This window comes from Dactylosporangium siamense, assembly GCF_016862795.1.
Taxonomy (GTDB): Bacteria; Actinomycetota; Actinomycetes; order Mycobacteriales; family Micromonosporaceae; genus Dactylosporangium; species Dactylosporangium siamense.
This window is the reverse complement of record NZ_BONQ01000206.1, coordinates 14,396-34,748: the sequence shown is the minus strand read 5'-3', so window position 1 is coordinate 34,748 and position 20,353 is coordinate 14,396. Positions and strand designations below refer to the sequence as shown.

The window sequence follows — 20,353 nt, the reverse complement described above, 5'->3', positions numbered from 1 at the left end:
GGCCACTCGCTGCTCGCCACCCAGGTCATCGCGCGCATCCGGGCCACCGGGCGGGAGATGAGCGTCGGCGATCTGTTCGACCATCCGACCGTTGCCGGGCTGGCGCCGGTGCTCCAGGAGCCGGTGGAGGCGTGGCGGCCGCGGTCGGCGGTGGAGATCCGGCGCGGTGGCGATGGGCCGCCGATCTTCTTCGTGCACTCCGGCACGGGCGGGGTGACGGACTACAACGGGATCGCGGCGCAGTTCGCCGGTGGGCAGCGGGTCATCGCGATGCAGTCGCGCGGGCTCACCGACGACGAGGAGCCGCTGACCACGGTCGAGGAGATGGCGCGGGTGTACCTCGAGGAGGTCCGCGCCATCCAGCCCGAAGGCCCGTATCTGTTCGCGGCGTGGTCGATGGGTGGCTACGTCGCCCTCGAGATGGCCCGGCAGGCCGGTCCCGGCGCCGCCGACGTTATCCTGGTCGGGCCGCCGCGGCACATGCCGCGCTCCCGGCGGATGGTGCGCCGTCAGCGCGCCCAGACCCGCAAGCTGGTCGGCGACATCACGCGCGCGATCGACGGTGGCACGCCGCTGCCGGACGGCGCCGAGCGGGAGCTGCTCGACATCTGGCAGCTCGACGAGCAGGGTGTGGCCGCGGTCAAGGCCGGCGACACGGGGCAGCTGCGGGCCGCTCGCATCAACCTGCTCAACACGCTGGCCAGCCTGGAGTACCGCATGCGCATGGGTCGCCGCGGTGCCCGCCACGAGGGCCGGGTGGTGCTGCTGATGCCGCAGGACGACCCGGCCGAGGTGCAGAGCTCGACGCTCGAGCAGTGGCGGGCGACGGTGGCGGATCTCCGCGAGGTCCACTCGTTCCCGGGCACGCATATGACGCTGATCCGCGAGGACGCGGGGGCCGAGGCCGCCGGGCGGTGGCTGAGCGAGGAACTGGCCGGCCGCCGGGGCGAGTGAGCCATGGACCAGACGGCTGTATATCGAGTATCATACTCGGCATGCAATTGCATATGACGGCCTGACGGGCGTCAGGTGCACGCTGGCGCGTGACCCCCGCACGCCGCCCGCGTGGTGGGCCCGGCACGACCGATTCACCCTCGAGGTCGGTCGTGCCGGGCCCTATTTCAAACGCATTCACGGCAGGATTTGCCGGTCATTGAAATTGGCGCGGAAAGTAGCGCGGCAAAGCCGGTGAAATGTCATTTGGGGAGCGGCTGGAGCCGGACTGGCGTGCCGATGGCCGCTGATCGAAGGGGATCGCCGAGTCCTTACGCAAAATTGTCCGGGCTGACTATCCTGCCATTTGTCCCTGGGTGCCGTGCCCGCCGTGAAGGACATGACGCGGAGGCAACGTGACAGAGCGACCGACCAGCGTTCCCGGCCCCCGAATTCGGGGCTTCCGCGGCATGATGCGCGCCGTCGCCGCCGCGATCAGACTCGTGTGGCGGGCCTCGCGCCGCGAGTTCCTGATCGTCGTGGCGATGGACGTGCTGCAGGCCGTCGGCATCTTCGTGCTGGTGATCCAGGTCCAGAAGGTGCTGTCCAGCCTGATCGGCTCCGACAACGGCGCCAGCGCCCCCGCACTGGCCAGCAATCTGATCATCTTCATATCCGCCAACATCGTCATCGTGCTGGCCGAGGCGGTGATCGCCAACCGGCGCACGATGCTCGGCGAACGGACCAGCATCTACGCGTGCGGCGAGGTGATCGGGGTCGTTTCCCAGGCGGAGCTCGACGACTTCGACAACTCCCGCTTCCACGACCGGCTGCAGCGCGCGTCGGCCAGTGCGCAGCACCGTCCGATCCAGATGGTGTCGTCGCTGACGCTGGTCATGCAGGCGCTCTTCACCGTGATTTCGCTGTGGATCGCGCTGTCCACCATCCAGCCGGTGATCGCGGTGTGTGTGCTGGCCGTGATCTTCCCGGTGTGGATCGGCGGCACCCGCGGCGGCGAGCAGTACTACGAATTCGTCAAGGAGACCACCAGCTCGGACCGGGGCCGCAGCTACCTCTACGTCCTGCTGACCACGCGCGATCCGGCGAAGGAGGTCCGGGCGTACAACCTCGCCGACCACCTCGCGACGACCTGGCGCGACTCCATGAACGAGCGGCTGCGGCTGCTCGGCGCGATGCTGCGCCGCCGGCTGCGCTCGTCGATGATCTCCTCGCTGGGCAGCAACGCCGTCATCGCGCTGGTCGCCGGCGGGCTCATCCTGCTCACCCACTACCACGTGCTGTCGCTGGCGCAGACCGCGACACTCGCCGGCATCCTGCTCGTGCTCAGCCAGAAGCTGATGGAGGCCATCTCGGCCACCAACGCCTTCTTCGAGTCCGCGCCCCTCATCGCCGACCTCGACGAGTTCCTGGCGCTCGGGCCCAAGCTGCGCGGCCGGCACGACGGCGTCCCGGCGCCGGCCCAGTTCTCGCGCATCGAGCTCGACGGCCTGGGCTTCACCTACCAGGACGCCGAACGCCCGGCCGTGCGGGACGTCTCGCTGCGGATCGAGGCCGGCCAGGTGGTAGCGCTCGTCGGCGAGAACGGGTCGGGCAAGACGACGCTGGCGAAGCTGCTCGCCGGGCTCTACACGCCGCAGACCGGCGCCGTGCGGGTCGACGGGGTCGACCTGCGCGACATCGACACGGAGGCGTGGCGCAACTCGGTCGCCGTGCTGTTCCAGGACTTCATCAAGTACGCCATGCCGGCCGCCGACAACATCCGGCTGGGCGCGGTCGAGCGCGAGCCCGGCCCCGACGACATCCACCAGGCGGCCCGGGCGGCCGGCGCCGACGGCTTCCTCTCCGCCCTGCCGGAGGGCTACGACACCATGCTGTCGCCCCAGTTCGGCGACGGTCAGGACCTGTCGCTCGGCCAGTGGCAGCGGGTCGCGCTCGCCCGCGCGTTCTTCCGCTCGGCGCCGGTCGTGGTGCTCGACGAGCCGAGCGCCGCGCTCGACGCGCGGGCCGAGCGGGCGCTGTTCGACAGCGTGCGCGAGCTCTACCGCAACCGCACGGTCCTGCTCATCTCGCACCGCTTCTCGACGGTGCGCACGGCCGACCACATCGTCGTGCTGGAGCAGGGCCGGATCGTGGAGCAAGGCAACCACGCCTCGCTGATGGCCGCCGGCGGCCTCTACGCCGAGCTGTTCTCGATCCAGGCGTCGGGCTTCCTGGACGACGAAGACGTCGAGGCCGTGATCGGCGACGGCATCGCCGACGAGCCGGTCCAGATGTCGACCAACCCGCTGTAGCGAACGAGTCGGGACGGGAACGTATGCGAACGGAACTGCCCCTGCACCCGGCCGCCGAGCTGACCGCGGGCCTCGCCGGCCTCGCCGGCCGCACGGGGGCGCACGTGCCGGACGTGGTGCTGGCCGGCCTCGCCGCCGCGCTCGCCCGCCGCGACGACCGCGACACGGTGACCGTCGGCGTCGGCTCAGCCGGCGCGGTGTCGCTGGACCTGTCGGACGACCCGCGCTTCGCCGACCTGGTGGCCCGGGCGCGCGACGCCCGGCCCGGGCCGGGCGAGGGCGCCGTCGAGGTCGCGCTCGGCCCGGACGCCGCAACGCTTTCCTGCGCCTCGCCGGAGGCCGCGGCCGGGCTCACGGGCCATCTGCTGACGCTGCTGGCGGGCGCCGTCGCCGACCCCGCGCTGCCCGTGTCGCGGCTGCCGATGCTCACCGCCGCGGAGCGCGCCGAGCTCGACGGCTGGAACCGCACCGACGCCGCGCCGGCCACCGTCGCCGGGGTTCACGAGCTGTTCGCCGCTCAGGCGGCCCGCACCCCGGATGCGGTCGCCGCGTCCTGCGGCACCGAGTCGCTCACCTACGCCGAGCTCGACGCGTCCGCCAACCGGCTCGCCCATCACCTGCGAAGCCTCGGCGTCACCGCAGAGACCATCGTCGGCGTCGCGCTGGAGCGCGGGCTGGGCAGCGTCACCGCGCTGCTGGCGATCTGGAAGGCCGGCGGCGCCTACCTGCCGCTGGACCCCGACTTCCCGGCCGAGCGCCGTGCCTACATGGCCGCCGACAGCGGCGCCGCCCTCGTGCTCACCGGCACCGGACAGCCCGCCGTCGGCGACGTCCCGGCCGTGTACCTCGACGACCCCGCCACCGCCGCGGCCGTCGCGGCGGCGCCCGCCGACCCGCCGGCCCGGCGGACCCACCCGGAACAGCTCGCCTACGTCATCTACACCTCCGGGTCGACCGGGCGGCCCAAGGGCGTGCTCGTCGGGCACCGCGGCGTCGTCAACCGGCTCGTGCGCATGCAGGACGACTTCCGCCTCGACGTCACCGAGCGCGTCCTGCACAAGGCGCCACTGGCCTTCGACGCCTCCGTCTGGGAGCTGTTCTGGCCGCTGTCCGTCGGCGCCCACCTGGTGATCGCCGAGCCGGGCCGGCACCGCGACATCGACTACCTGCTGGGGCTGCTCGACTCGGCCCGCATCGCCGTCGTGCAGTTCGTCCCTTCGCTGTTCCGGGTGCTCGTGCGGCATCCGCAGCCGCCGGCGCTGCCCGCCCTGCGGCTCATGATGTGCAGCGGCGAGGCGCTGCCCGAGGAGGACGTGCGGCGGTTCTACGAGCGCAACTCGACCGCCACCGTCGGCAACCTCTACGGGCCGACCGAGACGTCGATCGAGGCGGTCATCGCGACCTGCGCCCGCGGCGACAGCGGGCCGCCGCCGATCGGCCGGCCCATCGGCAACGTGCGCGTCCACGTCGTCGACCGCGCGATGAACCCGGTGCCGCCCGGCGTGCCCGGCGAGCTGTACATCGGCGGCGCCGGCGTCGGGCGCGGCTACGCCGGCCGGCCCGCGCTGGCCGCCGAGCGCTTCGTCGCCGACCCGTTCGCCGCCGACGGCGCACGGCTGTACCGCACCGGCGACCGCGTCCGCTCCCGCGAGGACGGCCAGCTCGTGTTCCTCGGCCGGGTCGATCATCAGGTGAAGGTCCGCGGCGTGCGGATCGAGCCCGGCGAGGTCGAGGCCGCCCTGCTGGCCCACTCCGGCGTCGCCGAGGCCGTGGTCGTCGCGCGGGGCGAGGCCGCCGAGCGCCGGCTCGTCGCCTACTACGTGCCGGCCGGCCCGCCGCCCAACCCGAGCGAGCTGCGCGCGTTTCTGGCCGGGACCCTGCCGACGTACCTCATCCCGTCGGCCTTCGTCGAGCTTGACCGCATCCCGCTCAACCCGAACGGCAAGACGGACCGCGCCGCCCTGCCCGAGCCCGACACTGCCAGGCCCCGGCTCTCCGTCGCCTATGCCGGGCCCCGCAGCGGCACCGAAGCGGCGCTCGCAACGATCTGGGAGAACCTCCTCGGCGTCGAGCGGGTCGGCATCCACGACGACCTGTTCGAGCTCGGCGGCCACTCGCTGCTCGCCACCCGCGTCATGTCGCGGGTCCGCGCCGACTTCGGCGTGGAGCTGGACCTGTCGGCCCTGTTCGACGGCCCGACGGTCGCCGAGCTCGCCGCCGCCGTCGACGCCGCGCCCAGGGGCGGCGCCGCCCCGCCGATCCGGCCCACCGGCCGCGACCGGGCGTTGCCGCTGTCGTTCGCCCAGCAGCGTATGTGGATCATCCACCAGCTCGAGCCCGGGTCCGCCGACTACAACGAGCCCCTGGCCCTGCGCCTCACCGGCCCGCTCGACGCCGCCGCGCTGCGGGCCGCCCTCGACACCGTCGTCGCTCGGCACGAGGTGCTGCGCACGCGCCTGGTCGCCGGCGCCGACGGCGGCGCACACCAGGTCATCGACCCCGCCGGGCCGGCTGGCCTGCTCGACATCGACCTGAGCGGCGAGCCGGACCCGCGGGCGTCCGCCGAGGCATGGCTGGCCGCCGATGCCGTCGCACCCTTCGACCTGGCCCAGGGGCCGCTGCTGCGGGCCCGGCTGCTGCGGCTGTCGGGCACCGACCACGTGCTCAGCCTGTGCGCGCATCACGTCGTGTCCGACCAGTGGTCGGTTGCGCTGCTGCATCGCGAGATCAGCACCCTGTACACCGCGTTCGTCCACGGCGAGGAGCCGCCCCTGCCGCCGCTGGCCGTGCAGTACGCCGACTTCGCCGTCTGGCAGCGCGACTGGCTCACCGGCGACGTCCTGGACCGCCAGCTCGGCTACTGGCGCGAGCACCTCGCCGGCGCTCCGGCGATCGAGCTGCCGACCGACCGGCTCCGCCCGCGCGTGCGCTCGTCGGCCGGCGACCGCGTCCGCTTCACCGTGCCCGCCCCGGTGACGGCCCGCCTCCGGGCCTTGTCGCGCGACACCGGCGCGACGATGTTCATGACCCTCTTCGCCGGTTACGCGGCGCTGCTCGGGCGGTTCACCGGCCAGGACGACCTGCTCGTCGGCACGCCGATCGCGGGCCGCAACCGCGCCGAGACCGAGGACCTGATCGGCTTCTTCGTCAACACCCTGGTCCTGCGGGCCGACCTGTCCGGCGACCCGACCTTCGCCGAGCTGCTCGCCCGCACCCGGCAGGAGGCGCTGGCCGCGTTCGCCCGCCAGGACGTGCCGTTCGAGCAGCTCGTCGAGGCGCTCGTCACCGACCGCGACCGGTCCCGCACGCCGCTGTTCCAGGTGCTGTTCAACTACAACCTGGACGTGGCGGCCGAGGTGGAGGGGATGCGGCTGGAGGAGATGCCCGCCCCGGTCGCGGCCAAGTTCGACCTGCGGCTGGTGTGCTCCGACGACGGCGAGACCCTCACCGGCTCGGTCGAGTTCGCCACGGCGCTGTTCGACCGCACCACGATCGAGCGGCTCGCCGGCCGGCTGCTCGTGCTGCTCGACGCCGCCGCGCACGCCGCCGACCGGCCGCTGTCCGCCCTGCCGGCGCTCGCCCCGGCCGAGCGCGACGAACTCGCCGGTTGGAACGACACCGGCCGCGATCTCGCCGCGGGTGCCGGGGTGCACGAGCTCATCACCGCCGCCGCCCGGCGGGCCCCCGGCGTGACCGCGCTGCTCGACGGGGACGGCCGCCTCACCTATGCCGAGCTCGACGCCAGGGCCAACCGGCTCGCCCATCACCTGCGCGGCATCGGCGTCGACCGGGAGACCGTCGTCGCGCTGTGCCTCGACCGGTCTGTCGACTCGGTCGTCGCCGTCCTCGCGGTGTGGAAGGCCGGCGGCGCCTACCTGCCGCTCGACCCGGCCTATCCGGTCGCGCGGCTGCGGTACCTGCTCAGCGACAGCCGCGCCGCCGTCGTGCTCGGCGCGTCCGAGCGCCTCGACGATCTGCCCGTCGGCCGGGCCCGCGCGGTCGCTCTCGACGACCCCGCGGTGGCCGCCGCCGTCGACGCCGAGCCGGACACGGCGCCCGACGTCCCGGTGCACCCCGACCAGACGGCGTACGTCATCTACACCTCCGGCTCGACCGGCCGTCCCAAGGGCGCCTGGGTCACGCACCGCGGGCTGGCCAACTACGTGCGGGCCGCGCCCGAGCGGACCGGACTGGGCGGCGAGGGCCGCCGCTACCTGCTGCTGCAGCCGCTCGGCACCGACTTCGGCAACACCACCGTGTTCGTCTGCCTGACCACCGGCGGGACGCTGTACGCCCCCGAACGGTCCCTGGCCACCGACCCGGAAGGCCTGGCCGGCTACCTGCGCCGGCACCGGATCGACTACCTCAAGATCGTGCCGTCCCACCTCGCCGCGCTCACCCGGCAGCTGCCCCTGCCCGACCTCATGCCGGCCCGGACGCTGGTGCTCGGCGGCGAGGCGGCATCGCCCGACCTGCTGGCCGCACTGTCCGATGTGGACGTCGCGGTGTACAACCACTACGGGCCGACCGAGACGACGATCGGCGCCGCCGCCAGCCGGCTGTCCGGCGGCCCCGCGCCGATCGGCCTGCCGCTGGCCGGCGTCCGGCTCCACGTGGTGACCGGCGGTGGCCTCGCCGAGGCGCCCGTCGGCGTGACCGGCGAGCTGTACATCGGCGGCGCCGGCGTCAGCCGCGGCTACGGCGGCCACCCGGCCCTGACCGCGGAGCGCTTCGTCGCCGACCCGTTCGCCGGCGGCGGCGCCCGCCTGTACCGCACCGGCGACCGCGCCCGCCGCCGCCCCGACGGCCGGATCGAGTTCCTCGGCCGGCTCGACCACCAGGTGAAGATCCGCGGCCACCGGATCGAGCCGGGCGAGATCCAGGCCGCGCTGCTGTCACACCGCTCGGTCACGGCCGCCGTCGTGACCGTCCGCGAGGAGCACGACGACCGCCGCCTCGTCGCCTACGTCGTGCCCGCCGTCCCCGTGGACCTGCGCGCCCACCTCGCCCGGACGCTGCCCGACGCGCTCATCCCGGCCGCGTTCGTGGCGCTGCCCGAGCTGCCGCTGACCGCCAACGGCAAGATCGACCGGGCCGCCCTGCCCGCCCCAGGCGCCGACCGCCCGGACCTGCCCAGCGCCTACCTGCGGCCCCGCACGCCCGCCGAGGAGCTGCTCGCCGGCATCTGGATGGACGTGCTCGGCCTCGAGCGGGTCGGCACCGGCGACAACTTCTTCGAGCTCGGCGGTCACTCGCTGCTCGCCACCCAGGTCGTCTCGCGGATCCGGGCGGCGTTCGGCGTCGAGGTCTCCCTCGTCGTGCTCTTCGACCGGCCCACGGTCGCCGCCCTCGCCGCGTTCCTCGACGCCGCCGCGCCCGGCCGCGCCGACGCCGGGCACACAGTTCCGGCGATCACCCCGGCCGACCGGTCCGGCCCGCTGCCGCTGTCCTTCGCGCAGCAGCGGCTGTGGTTCCTCCACCAGCTCGAGCCCGGCTCGATCGAGTACAACAACGCCGAGACCATCCGGCTGCGCGGGCCCCTCGACGCGGCGGCGCTGCGGGCGGCCCTCGACACCGTCGCCGAGCGGCACGAGGTGTTGCGCACCCGGTTGGTGACGGGTCCGGATGGTGTACCACAGCAGGTCGTCGACCCGCCGGGCGGCGTCGAGCTGATCGAGTCCGACGTGTCCGCGCGACCGGACCCGCCGCGCGCGGCCCGGGACCTCCTCGCGGCGGACGCCGGGCGCCCGTACGACCTAGCCCGCGGCCCGCTCGTGCGGGCCCGGCTGGTCCGGCTCGGCGCCGACGACCACGTGTTCTGCCTCTACCTGCACCACGTGGTCTCCGACGAGTGGTCGGCGCTGATCCTGCGCCACGAGCTCGGCGCCGTCTACGAGGCTTCCCGCGCCGGCCGGTCGCCCGCCCTGGCGCCGTTGGCCGTGCAGTACGCCGACTTCGCCGCCTGGCAGCGCTCCTGGCTGCGCGGCGCCGTCGTCGAGGAGCAGATCGCGTTCTGGCGTGACCGGCTGGCCGGCGCGCCCATGCTCGAGCTGCCGCTGGACCGGCCGCGGCCCCCGGTGCGCTCCTCGAGCGCCGCCGCGGCCGAGTTCGCGGTGCCCGCAGCGGTCGCCGACGGCCTGCGGTCGGTGGCCCGCCGCAGCGGCGCCACGATGTTCATGACGTTGCTCGCCGCGTTCACCGTCGTGCTGTCGCGCCACTGCGGCCAGGACGACGTCGTGGTCGGCACGCCCATCGCCAACCGCAACCACACCGAGACCGAGGGACTCGTCGGGTTCTTCGTCAACTCCCTCGTGCTGCGCACCGACCTGTCCGGCGATCCCACGTTCGCCGAGCTCGTCGGCCGCGTCCGGCGCGAGGCCCTCGCCGGATACGCGCACCAGGACGTGCCGTTCGAGCAGCTCGTCGACGTGCTGGAGACCGCGCGCGACCGGTCGGTCGCGCCGCTGTTCCAGGTGATGTTCGGCGTCGACCGGGTCGGCGGCGGCGCCGGCGAGGCGCGCTTCACGTTCCCCGGCCTCGCCGGCGAGCCGTTCCCGCTCGGCACCGACGAGGCCCGCTCCGACCTGACCGTCGCGCTCGCCGAGGGCGCCGACGGCATCAGCGGCAGCCTGCTGTACCGCACCGACGTCTTCGACCACGCCACCGTCGAACGACTGGCGGAGCATCTCGCGCTGATCCTCGGCACCATCTGCGCCGCCCCCGACCAGAGGCTCTCGGAGCTCCCGTCGCTGCCGCCCGCACAGTGGCGGCAGGTGGTGTGCGACTGGAACGACACCGCCGCGCCGGCCGGCCCCGCCGCCGTCCCCGCGCTCGTCGCCGCCCGGGCCCGCACCCACCCCGACGCGGTCGCCGTCGTCGCCGGCCCCGCCGCACTCACCTACGCCGAGCTGGACCGCCGCGCCGCCCGGCTCGCCGCCTACCTGCGCACGCTCGGCGTCGGCCCCGAGACCGTCGTCGGCCTGTGCGCCGAACGCGGCCTCGACCCGGTGGTCGCCATCCTCGCGGTGTGGCGGACCGGCGGGGCGTTCCTGCCGCTGGACCCCGAATATCCGGTGGAGCGCCTCGCGTTCATGCTCACCGACAGCCGGGCCTCGGTCGTGGTGGGCTCGAAGTCCGCGCTGGAGCACCTGCCCGGCGGCCGCACCCGCCTCATCGCCCTCGACTCCCCGTCGACGGCGGCGGCGATCGAGGCCGCGCCCGAGCCGCCGGCGCCGGCACCGCCGCACCCGGACCAGCTCGCCTACGTCATCTACACCTCGGGCTCGACCGGCCGCCCCAAGGGCGTCGCGGTGAGCCACCGCGGCGTCACCAACCTCATCCTGGGCCAGGCCCCGGTCTTCGGCGTGGATCAGGACGCGACGGTGCTGCAGTTCGCCGCCCTCGGATTCGACGCCGCCGTCTCGGAGATCGCGGTGACGCTCGCCGCCGGCGCGCGGCTCGTCGTCGCCGGCCCGGACGAGCGCGCCGACACCGCGGCCCTCGGGCGCCTGGTGCGCTCGAGCGGCGTCACGGTGCTGACCCTGCCGCCGTCGCTGCTCGCCACCCTCGCCCCGGCCGCTCTGGACGGCGTGGCGACGCTCGTCGTGGCCGGCGAGGCGATCGGCGCCGGCCTCGCGCGCGACTGGGCCGGCCGCGTGCGGCTGCTCAACGCCTACGGCCCGACCGAGACCACAGTCTGCGCCTCCATCGGAGTGTGCGACGCCGGCGCGGATGGTGCCCCGCCGATCGGCCGGCCGATCGTCAACACCCGCGCCTACGTCCTCGGCCAGGCCCTGCGGCCCGTGCCCGTCGGCGTGACCGGCGAGCTCTACGTCGCCGGCGACGGCGTCGCCCGCGGCTACCTGCGCCGGCCCGGACTGAGCGCCGAGCGGTTCGTCGCCGACCCCTTCGCCGCCGACGGCTCCCGCCTGTACCGCACCGGCGACCTCGTGCGCTGGCGCGCCGACGGCGAGCTCGAGTTCGTCGGTCGCGCCGACCGCCAGCTCAAGGTCAGAGGCTTCCGGATCGAGCCGGCCGAGGTCGAGTCGGCCATCGCCGCGCACCCGGCCGTCGCGGCCGCGATCGTCACCGCCGACCGGGCCGGCGACGAGCGGCGCCTCATCGCCTACGCCGTCCCGGCCGAGGCCGCCGACGGGATCCCGACCGGCGCGGCCCTGCGCGAGTTCCTCGCCGGCCGGCTGCCCGAGCACCTGATCCCCACCGTCTTCATGGAGCTCGCCGCGCTGCCCCTGTCGGCCAGCGGCAAGATCGACCGCGCGGCGCTGCCCGAGCCCGGCGTCGAGCGCGCCGCCGACCGCCACGTCCCGCCCGCGACCCCGACCGAGGAGCTGCTCGCCGGCATCTGGGCCGACGTGCTCGGCGTCGGCCCGATCGGCGCCGACGACAACTTCTTCGAGCTCGGCGGCCACTCGCTCGTCGCCACCAAAGCGGTGTCGCGCCTGCGCGAGGCCACCGGCGCCGAGCTACCCCTCGCCGTGCTGTTCGACCATCGCACCCTGCGCGCCTGCGCCGCGGCGATCGACACCGTCCTGGCCGGCGCCGGCGAGCGGGACGGGGCCGCGCCGCCCATCGTCCCGGTGGATCGCGCCGCGCCGCTGCCGCTGTCCTACGCCCAGCAGCGGCTGTGGTTCCTGGCCCAGCTGGAGCCCGGCTCGGCCGACTACAACGTGCCGACGGCGCTGCGCCTGCGCGGCGAGCTCGACGCCGGCGCGCTGCGGCGGGCCGTGGCCGCGCTCGTGGCCCGGCACGAGGTGCTGCGGACCCGCCTGGTCACCGTCGACGGCGTCGCGCACCAGCACATCGACCCGCCCGGCGAGCCGCACTGGGTCGTGACGGACCTGACCGGCGACCCGGCGGGGCTCGCGCGGGCCCTCGCCGTCGCCGCCGGCGACGCCGCCACGCCGTTCGACCTCGGCGCCGACCGGCTCATCCGCACCCGGCTCATCCGCCTCGCCCCGGACGACCACGTCCTGTGCGTCGTCATGCACCACGCCGTCATGGACGAATGGTCCGCCGGCGTGCTGCGTCGCGAGCTGTCCGAGCTGTACAGCGCCGCGCGCGACAACCGCGAACCGCGCCTGCCGGACCTGCCCGTGCAGTACGCCGACTACGCCGTCTGGCAGCGCGACTGGCTGCTCGGCGGGGAGCTCGACCGGCAGCTCGGCTACTGGCGCGACCGGCTGGCCGGCCTGAGCACCCTCGAGCTGCCGGCCGACCGGCCCCGCCCGCCGGTGCGCTCCTCGGCCGGCGGCCTCGTCGACGTCGTCGTGCCGCGCCCGGTGATGGACCGCCTGACCCGGCTCGGCCGGGACGAGGGCGCCACGATGTTCATGGTGCTGCTGGCCGGCTTCTCCGTGCTGCTCGGCCGCTACGCCGGCACCGACGACGTCGTGGTCGGCAGCCCCATCGCCGGGCGGACCCGGACCGAGACCGAGAACCTCATCGGGCACTTCCTCGACACGCTCGTGCTGCGCGTCGACCTGTCCGGCGACCCGGCCTTCACCGAGGTGCTGCGCCGTGCCCGCGACAGCGCACTCGGCACGTACGCGCACCAGGACCTGCCGTTCGAGCAGCTCGTCGACGCCCTGCAGCCGCAGCGCGATCGCAGCCGCACGCCACTGTTCCAGGTGTACTTCAACCACCTCGGCGTCGCCGACGGCGGCGGTCGCACCTTCGGCGGCGCGCTGGCCGAGGAGGAGCTGCGGCTGCCACACACGACGGCCAAGTTCGATCTCACCCTCTTCACGCGGGCCGAGATCGGCGCGCAGGGCATGGTCGCGACCCTGGAGTACAGCAAGGACCTCTTCGACCACGCGACGGTCGAGCGCCTGGCCCACGATCTCGTCGCGGTGCTCACCGAGCTCGCGTCCGCGCCCGGCACCCCGCTGTCGCTGCTCCCGCCGCTCGCACCGGCCGAGCTGGCCCGCTGGAACGACACGGCCGCGGCGGTGCCGTGGACGGGCGGCGTCCTGGGCGCCTTCGCGGCCGCGGTGGCCGCGACCCCGGACGCCCCGGCGGTGGTGTCGGGCGGGGAGTGGCTGTCCTACCGCGAGCTCGACCAGCGCTCGGACGCGCTGGCCGGGTTCCTGGCGGCGTCGGGCGTGGGCCCGGAGTCGGTCGTGGGGGTGTGCCTGGACCGCAGCGTGGAGCTGGCGGTGGCGGTGTGGGGCGTGTGGAAGGCGGGCGCGGCGTATCTGCCGCTGGACCCGGGGTATCCGGCGGCGCGGCGGGCGGAGCTGGTCGCGGACAGCGGCGCCGTGCTGGTGCTCGACGCCGACGGGGTGCGCGCGGCGCAGACGCAGACCCTGCGGGTGCCGGCGCCGGCGTTCCGACCGGGGCGGCTGGCGTATCTGATCTACACGTCGGGGTCGACGGGCCGGCCGAAGGCGGTGCTGTCGACGCACGACGGCCTGGCCAACCGGGTCTGGTGGATGCAGCGGGAGTTCGGCCTGGCACCGGGCGAGCGGGTGCTGCACAAGACGCCGATCACCTTTGACGTGTCGGTGTGGGAGCTGGTGTGGGCGCCGGCGGTCGGTGCGGTGGTGGTGATGGCGGAGCCGGGCCGGCAGGGGGACGTCGAGTATCTGGTCGATGTGATCGAGCGCGAGCGCGTCGCGGTGGTGCACTTCGTGCCGTCGCTGTTCGCGCGGTTCGTGGGCGCCGAGTGGGCGTCGGGGATGGCCGGACTGCGGCTGGTGGTCTGTTCGGGCGAGGCACTGTCGGGCGGTGATGTGGCGCGGTTCTCCGCGCGGCACCCGTCGGCGGTGGTGGCGAACCTCTACGGGCCGACGGAGGCGTCGATCGACGTGACGTCGTGGGTGTGCCCGCGGCCGGACGCCGGCGGGGTGGTGCCGATCGGGGCGCCGATCGCGAACACGCAGGTGCAGGTGCTGGACCCGGCCCTGCGGCCGGCGCCGGTCGGGGTGTCGGGCGAGCTGTATCTCGGCGGCGTGGGACTGGCGCGGGGCTACCACGGCCGGCCGGAGCTGACGGCGGAGCGCTTCGTGGCGGCCGCGGGCGGCGGCCGCCGGTATCGGACCGGGGACGTGGCGGCGTGGCGCGGCGACGGTCAGGTGCTGTTCCTGGGCCGGGCCGACCACCAGGTGAAGGTGCGCGGGTTCCGGGTCGAGCCGGGCGAGGTCGAGGCGGCACTGACCGCGCTGCCGGAGATCACGGCGGCGGTGGTGGTGGCACACCGGGACCGGTTGGTGGCCTACGTGGTGCCGTCGGCGGCGCGGGCCCGGGAGCGGCTGCGGGAGCGGCTGCCGGACTATCTCATCCCGAGCGTGTTCGTGGAGCTGACGGCGCTGCCGCTGACCTCCAGCGGCAAGGTCGACCGCAAGGCGCTGCCCGACCCGGCGCCGGCCCGGCCCGAGCAGGCGTTCGTCGCCCCGGGCGACGTCCGGGAGGCGGCCCTCGCCGAGATCTGGGCCGAGCTGCTCGGCGTCGAGCGCGTCGGCGTGACCGACAACTTCTTCGAGCTCGGCGGCGACTCGATCATCGGCATCCAGGTCGTGGCGCGGGCCCGCCGGGCCGGGCTGTTCCTGTCGGCCGGGCAGCTGTTCGAGCACCAGACGGTGGCCGAGCTGGCCGCCGCGGCCGGCACGGCGCCCGGGCCGGTCGACGCCGAGCAGGGACCCGTGACCGGCGAGCTGCCGCTGACGCCGATCATCCACGACTTCGTCGACCGGCAGCTGCCGCGGCCGTCGCACTACAACCAGTCGCGGCTGCTGCAGGTGCTGCGCCCGGCCGCCGCCGGCCCCTTGCGCGAGGCCCTCGCCGCACTGGCCGGGCACCACGACGCCCTGCGGCTGCGCCTCACCGCCTCGCCCGCCGGCGGGCACCGGCTCGAATGCGCGGACCCGGCCGCGGCGACCCCGCCGGTGCTCGCCGAGGTCGACCTGACCGGGCTCGACGAGCCGCGCCGGCGGGCCCGCCTGGCCGAGGCCGCCGCGCAGGCACACGGCGGGCTCGACCTCGCCGCCGGCCCGCTGCTGCGGGCGGTCCTGTTCGACGACGGGCCGGCCGGGCAGAGCCTGCTGCTCGTCGTGCACCACCTCGCCGTCGACCACGTGTCGTGGCCCATCCTCATCGAGGACCTGCACACCGCCTACGAGCAGGCCGCCCGCGGCTCGGCGATCAGGCTGCCGGCCAAGACGACGTCGCTGCGCCGGTGGGCGCACCGCCTCGTGGAGCTCGGCCGCGAGATCGGGGCCGAGGCCGGCTACTGGCTCGACGCCGACGCGCCGGTGCCGCTGCCACGCGACCATCCCGACGGGCGCAACGACCTCGCGCACGCCCGGACCTTCCAGCAGCTGCTGCCCGCCGAGCAGACGCGGCGGCTGCTGCAGACCGTGCCGGCGGCGTACGGCACGCACGTCACCGAGGTCCTGCTGACGCCGCTCGCGCTGGCGGTCGCCGAGTGGACCGGCGACCCGGCGGTCACCGTCGACCTCGAGGGCCACGGCCGCGAGGACGTCGGATCGGGCTACGACGTCTCCCGCACAGTCGGCTGGTTCACCACCCTGTTCCCGGTGCCGCTGCACGTCGGCGACGGCGACCTCGGTGCGCAGCTGCGGCATACCAAGGAACGGATGCGCGCGCTGCCGCGCCGCGGGCTCAGCCACGGTGTGCTGCGTCATCTGGCGACCTCCGCGCTCGGCGTCCGACCGGGCGCCGAGGTTGCCCTGAACTACCTCGGCCAGGCCGACGCCGGCCACGACGGCACGCCGCGCTTCCGGGCGCTGCCGGACTCGCTCGGCCCCGACCGGGCGCCCTCGGGCCCGCGCGGGCACCTGGTCGAGCTCGACTGCCGGGTCGTCGACGGGCGGCTGGGGCTCACGTGGACCTACTGCGACCGCGTCCACCGGCCGGAGACGATCGAGCGGCTCGCCCGGCGGTACACCGAGGTCCTGGACGAGCTGATCGAGCACTGCTGCGCGCCGGCCGCCGGCGGGCCGGTGCCCGGCGACTTCCCGCTCGCGGGACTGGACCAGGCCGCCCTCGACATGATCCAGCAGCGCCTCGGCGCGCGCTTCGACGGCTGACCCGACGCCCGGCGGCCCCGTGCCGGATCGCTTGTGCGCGGGGAGCGAGAAGGCGCGGGCGAATCTTGACAAGCGCGCCACCGGCATGCTCGACGGCCGTCTGTATACGTAGTATCATACTGGGCATGAGAACGGGTATATCGAGTATGGTGACGCCGTGAGCATCCGCCATGCGCTGCTGGCGCTGCTCAGCGAGGGCCCCAAGTACGGCCTTCAGCTGCGTGAGGAGTTCGAGGCGCGGACCGGCGAGGTGTGGCCGCTCAACGTCGGTCAGGTCTACACCACCCTCCAGCGGCTGGAGCGCGACGGGCTGGTCGAGTCCGACGACGACGCCGACCTCGGGCCGCAGAAGGACTTCCGGATCACCGCCGACGGGGCCGAGGAGCTCGCGGGCTGGCTGCGCACGCCGCCCGACCTGGGCTCGCCCCCGCGCGACGAACTGGTCATCAAGGTGCTGGTCGCGATCCGGCTGCCGGGCGTCGACGTGCACGAAGTCATCCAGGCGCACCGGCGCTACCTGGTCGAGCTGATGCAGCAGTGGACCCGACTCAAGGAAGAGGAGGCCGACGTGGACCTTGGACTCGCCCTGGCGGTCGACGCGGAGCTCTACCGCCTCGATGCGGTCGTGCAGTGGCTCGACAGTGCCGACGGCCGGCTCAAGCGGGCCGGCCTGGAGCCGCCACCACCGGCCAAGGCGCCGGCCGCTCCGCTGATCCGCCGCCGGGCGGGGGTGCGTCGATGAGCGGGGTCCTGGAGCTGCGTGGAGTGTCGAAGACCTACCTGGACGGCGCGGACGAGGTGTATGCGCTGCGCGAGGTGGACCTGGTCGTCGAGCCCGGGAAGCTGGTGGCGGTGATGGGGCCCAGCGGCTCGGGCAAGAGCACGCTGCTGACCATCGCCGGCGCGCTCGAGACGCCGACCGCCGGCGAGGTGATCGTGGCCGGTCAGTCGCTCTCCTCGATGTCGCGTGACGACCGCAGCCGGCTGCGCCGGCGCGCGATCGGATACGTGTTCCAGAACTACAATCTCCTGCCCGGGCTGACCGCGGTCGAAAACGTGGCGATGCCGCTGGAGCTGGACGGGGTCTCGGCCGGCAAGGCGCGCGCCGCGGGGCTGCGGGGACTGGAGGAGCTGGGCCTGGCCGAGCGGGCGACCCGCTTCCCGGACCAGCTCTCCGGCGGCGAGCGTCAGCGGGTCGCGATCGCCCGGGCCGTGGTCGGCGACCGCCGGCTGCTGCTGGCCGACGAGCCCACCGGCGCCCTCGACTCGGCCAACGGCGAGGCGGTGATGCGCATGATCCTGGCCACCTGCAAGCGCGGGCTGGCCGCGGTCGTGGTGACCCACGACGCCCAGCTCGCCTCGTGGGCGGACCGGGTGGTGTTCATCCGCGACGGCCGGGTGGTCGACCGCACCTCCGCGCGCTCGGGGCCGGACTCCCTGCTCACCGGCGAGCCGGCACGATGAGTCTCGCCGTTGAGGACCCGCCGCTGGTGCTCGGCACCGGCCACGGCGGCATGGCCGCCCGCCGTGCCGTGATCCGCTGGGCCTGGCGGCTGTTCCGCCGGGAATGGCGCCAGCAGTCGCTGGTGCTGGTGCTGCTGCTGGTCGCCGTTGCCGCCATCACGGTCGGTCTCGGCGCCGCCACCAACTCGGCGAGCTCCCAGGCGTCGTCGTTCGGCACCGCCGATCACCTGGTGACGCTGGGCAGCACCGATGAGTCGCAGCTGAGCGCGGACATCGACGCCCTGCGCGCCGCGTTCGGCACGGCCGAGGTGATCCAGTACCAGAAGGTCCCGATTCCCGGCTCGGCCAACACGATCGACCTTCGGGCGCAGGACCCCAACGGCCCCTACGGCCGGTCGATGCTGCGGCTGGACTCCGGCCGGTATCCGCAGGGCCCGGACGAGGTCGCGGTCACCGAACGCGTGGCCCAGATCTTCGGCCTGCACGTGGGCGGCACCTGGGACCTCGGCGGCCGGCAGCGCCCCGTGGTCGGCCTGGTCGAGAACCCGCTGAACCTGCTGGACCGCTTCGTGCTCGCGGCGCCGGGCCAGGCCACCCCGGTCGACCACGTCACCGTGCTGATCCGGGCGACCGCGGCGGAGTTCGCCGCCAAGACCCTGCCATCCGGCTCGTCGATCGAGCTGCGCAGCCCGGAGGAGGACAACAGCAGCGCTGCGGTCCTCGTTCTGGCCACGATCGGCCTGCTCTTCGTCGGCCTGCTGGCCGTGGCCGGGTTCACGGTGATGGCACAGCGCCGGCTGCGGGCGCTCGGCATGCTGGGCGCGATCGGAGCGAGCCACCGGCACATCCGGCTGGTCATGGTCGCCAACGGGGCCGTCATCGGCACGGTCGGCGCACTGGCCGGCGCCGTGCTCGGCCTGGCGACCTGGTTCGCGCTGAGCACACAGCTGGAGAGCTCCTTCGGGCACCGCATCGACCGCTTCAATCTGCCGTGGACGACGCTGCTGTTCGCGGTGCTGCTGGCGATCCTGACCTCGATCGGCGCCTCATGGTGGCCGGCCCGCTCGGCTGCTCGGGTGCCGATCGTCTCCGCCCTGTCCGCGCGCCCGGCGACCCCGCGGCCCGCGCACCGCTTCGCGCTGATCGGCGCGGCGCTGCTGGCCGTGGGAATCGGTTGCCTCGTGGCGGCGCAGCAGACCAAGCAGCTGTTCATCGTCGGCGGCGTCGTGACGACCGCCCTCGGGCTGCTCCTGCTCGCTCCGGTCGGCATCGCCGTGCTCGGCCGGCTCGCGCGGGTCGCGCCGCTGGCGCCGCGGCTGGCGCTGCGTGACCTGTCGCGATACCGGGCCCGGTCGGGTGCGGCGCTGGCGGCGATCGCGCTCGCCGTGGGCATCGCCGCCGCCATCGCGCTGACGGGCGCGACGGCCGTGGCGAAGGCGGCGCAACCCACGGGCGGCAACCTGCCGCCCGACCAGCTCATCGTCTGGCTGTTCCCGCACGCCGTCGACGGGGCGGTGCAGTCACTCACGCCGGAGCAGACGGCCAGCGCGCGGCTGCGGGTCGACGCGATCACCGGTGACCTGCACGCCACCTCGGTGCTGGCGCTGCAGGCGCCGGTGGGCAAGGACACCCCGCAGGACGGCGGCGGGCTGTCAGTGGTCCAGCTGGGCAAGCCGACCATCACGTCGTCCGGCGGGGAGCGGCCCGGCGTCGAGTACAGCAGCAAGCTGTCGGTGCGGCTGTTCGTCGCCACGCCCGAGATGCTGTCGCACTACGGGATCAACCAGGCCAGCATCGGCGCGGACACCGACGTCATCACCTCGAAGACCGGTATCGACGGCTACGACCTGTATCCGTTCGGAGGGACGCCGCCGCGCCCGCATCTGCAGCAGGTGTCGCTGCCGACGTACTCGTCCCAGCCCACCGCGCTGATGACGACGCACGGCATGGAGACCCTGCACCTGTCGGCCATCCCGGTCGGCTGGCTCGTCCAGACGCCGCGACCGCTGACCCAGGCCCAGATCGACCGGGCACAGCAGACGGCGCTGGCCGCCGGGCTCGTCGTCGAGACCCGCCCGACGGGCGCGGACCTGGAGCGGCTGGCCGACAACGCCACCGGCAGCGGCATCGCCGTCGCCCTCGGCGTGCTGGTCATGACGGTCGGGCTGATCCGCAGCGAGACCGCGGGGGACCTGCGCACGTTGACCGCGGCCGGTGCGCGGCGTAGCACCCGGCGGACGCTCACCGCTGCGACCGCCGGAGCGCTCGCCCTGCTCGGTGCCCTGATCGGCACCATCGGGGCGTATCTGGCTCTCGGCGCCTGGTATCACCGGGAGCTGCACTGGCTCGCACACGTGCCCTGGGTCAACCTGGGCGCCATCCTGCTCGGCCTGCCGCTGATCGCGTACATCGGCGGGTGGCTGCTGGCCGGAAAGGAAGCGCCCGGCCTGGCGCGCCAGCCGCTGGACTGAGCCACCGGGATTCGACCCATGCGTGCGGCCGGCGATCATCGCCGGCCGCACGCGCGGGTCGTGTCGTCAGGGTGCACCGCCGGCGAGGTCGCCGGATGCCTGGCTC

At 74.5% G+C, this 20,353-nt stretch carries 6 protein-coding genes; all 6 read left to right on the top strand.

Annotated elements, in window-relative coordinates; all coding sequences use genetic code 11:
* Positions 1-954: thioesterase domain-containing protein (locus Dsi01nite_RS55395; protein ID WP_203854599.1), on the top strand; the 954-nt coding region annotated here is incomplete at its 5' end.
* A 395-nt stretch (positions 955-1,349) separates the two neighbouring features.
* Positions 1,350-3,245 carry an ABC transporter ATP-binding protein gene (locus Dsi01nite_RS55390; protein WP_203854598.1) on the top strand — a complete coding sequence of 632 codons (1,896 nt, stop codon included), beginning with the start codon at positions 1,350-1,352 and terminating at the stop codon, positions 3,243-3,245.
* 23 nt (positions 3,246-3,268) lie between these two features.
* Positions 3,269-16,312: a non-ribosomal peptide synthetase gene (locus tag Dsi01nite_RS55385; RefSeq protein ID WP_203854597.1), complete on the top strand. Its 13,044-nt coding sequence runs from the start codon at positions 3,269-3,271 to the stop codon at positions 16,310-16,312.
* A 157-nt stretch (positions 16,313-16,469) separates the two neighbouring features.
* Positions 16,470-17,054: a PadR family transcriptional regulator gene (locus Dsi01nite_RS55380; protein ID WP_203854596.1), complete on the top strand. Its 585-nt coding sequence runs from the start codon at positions 16,470-16,472 to the stop codon at positions 17,052-17,054.
* Positions 17,051-17,776, top strand: coding sequence for an ABC transporter ATP-binding protein (locus Dsi01nite_RS55375; RefSeq protein WP_203854595.1), 726 nt, complete (start codon positions 17,051-17,053; stop codon positions 17,774-17,776). The genes Dsi01nite_RS55380 and Dsi01nite_RS55375 overlap by 4 nt, the downstream gene beginning before the upstream one ends.
* Positions 17,773-20,247: an FtsX-like permease family protein gene (locus Dsi01nite_RS55370; protein ID WP_203854594.1), complete on the top strand. Its 2,475-nt coding sequence runs from the start codon at positions 17,773-17,775 to the stop codon at positions 20,245-20,247. Before Dsi01nite_RS55375 ends, Dsi01nite_RS55370 begins: the two co-directional genes overlap by 4 nt.
* Positions 20,248-20,353: the final 106 nt, after the last annotated feature.

Bases quoted from the DNA above. Each gene is read 5' to 3' on its own strand.
- Dsi01nite_RS55370 (WP_203854594.1), top strand. From the start codon at position 17,773: ATGAGTCTCGCCGTTGAGGACCCGCCGCTGGTGCTCGGCACCGGCCAC.
- Dsi01nite_RS55385 (WP_203854597.1), top strand. From the start codon at position 3,269: ATGCGAACGGAACTGCCCCTGCACCCGGCCGCCGAGCTGACCGCGGGC.
- Dsi01nite_RS55375 (WP_203854595.1), top strand. From the start codon at position 17,051: ATGAGCGGGGTCCTGGAGCTGCGTGGAGTGTCGAAGACCTACCTGGAC.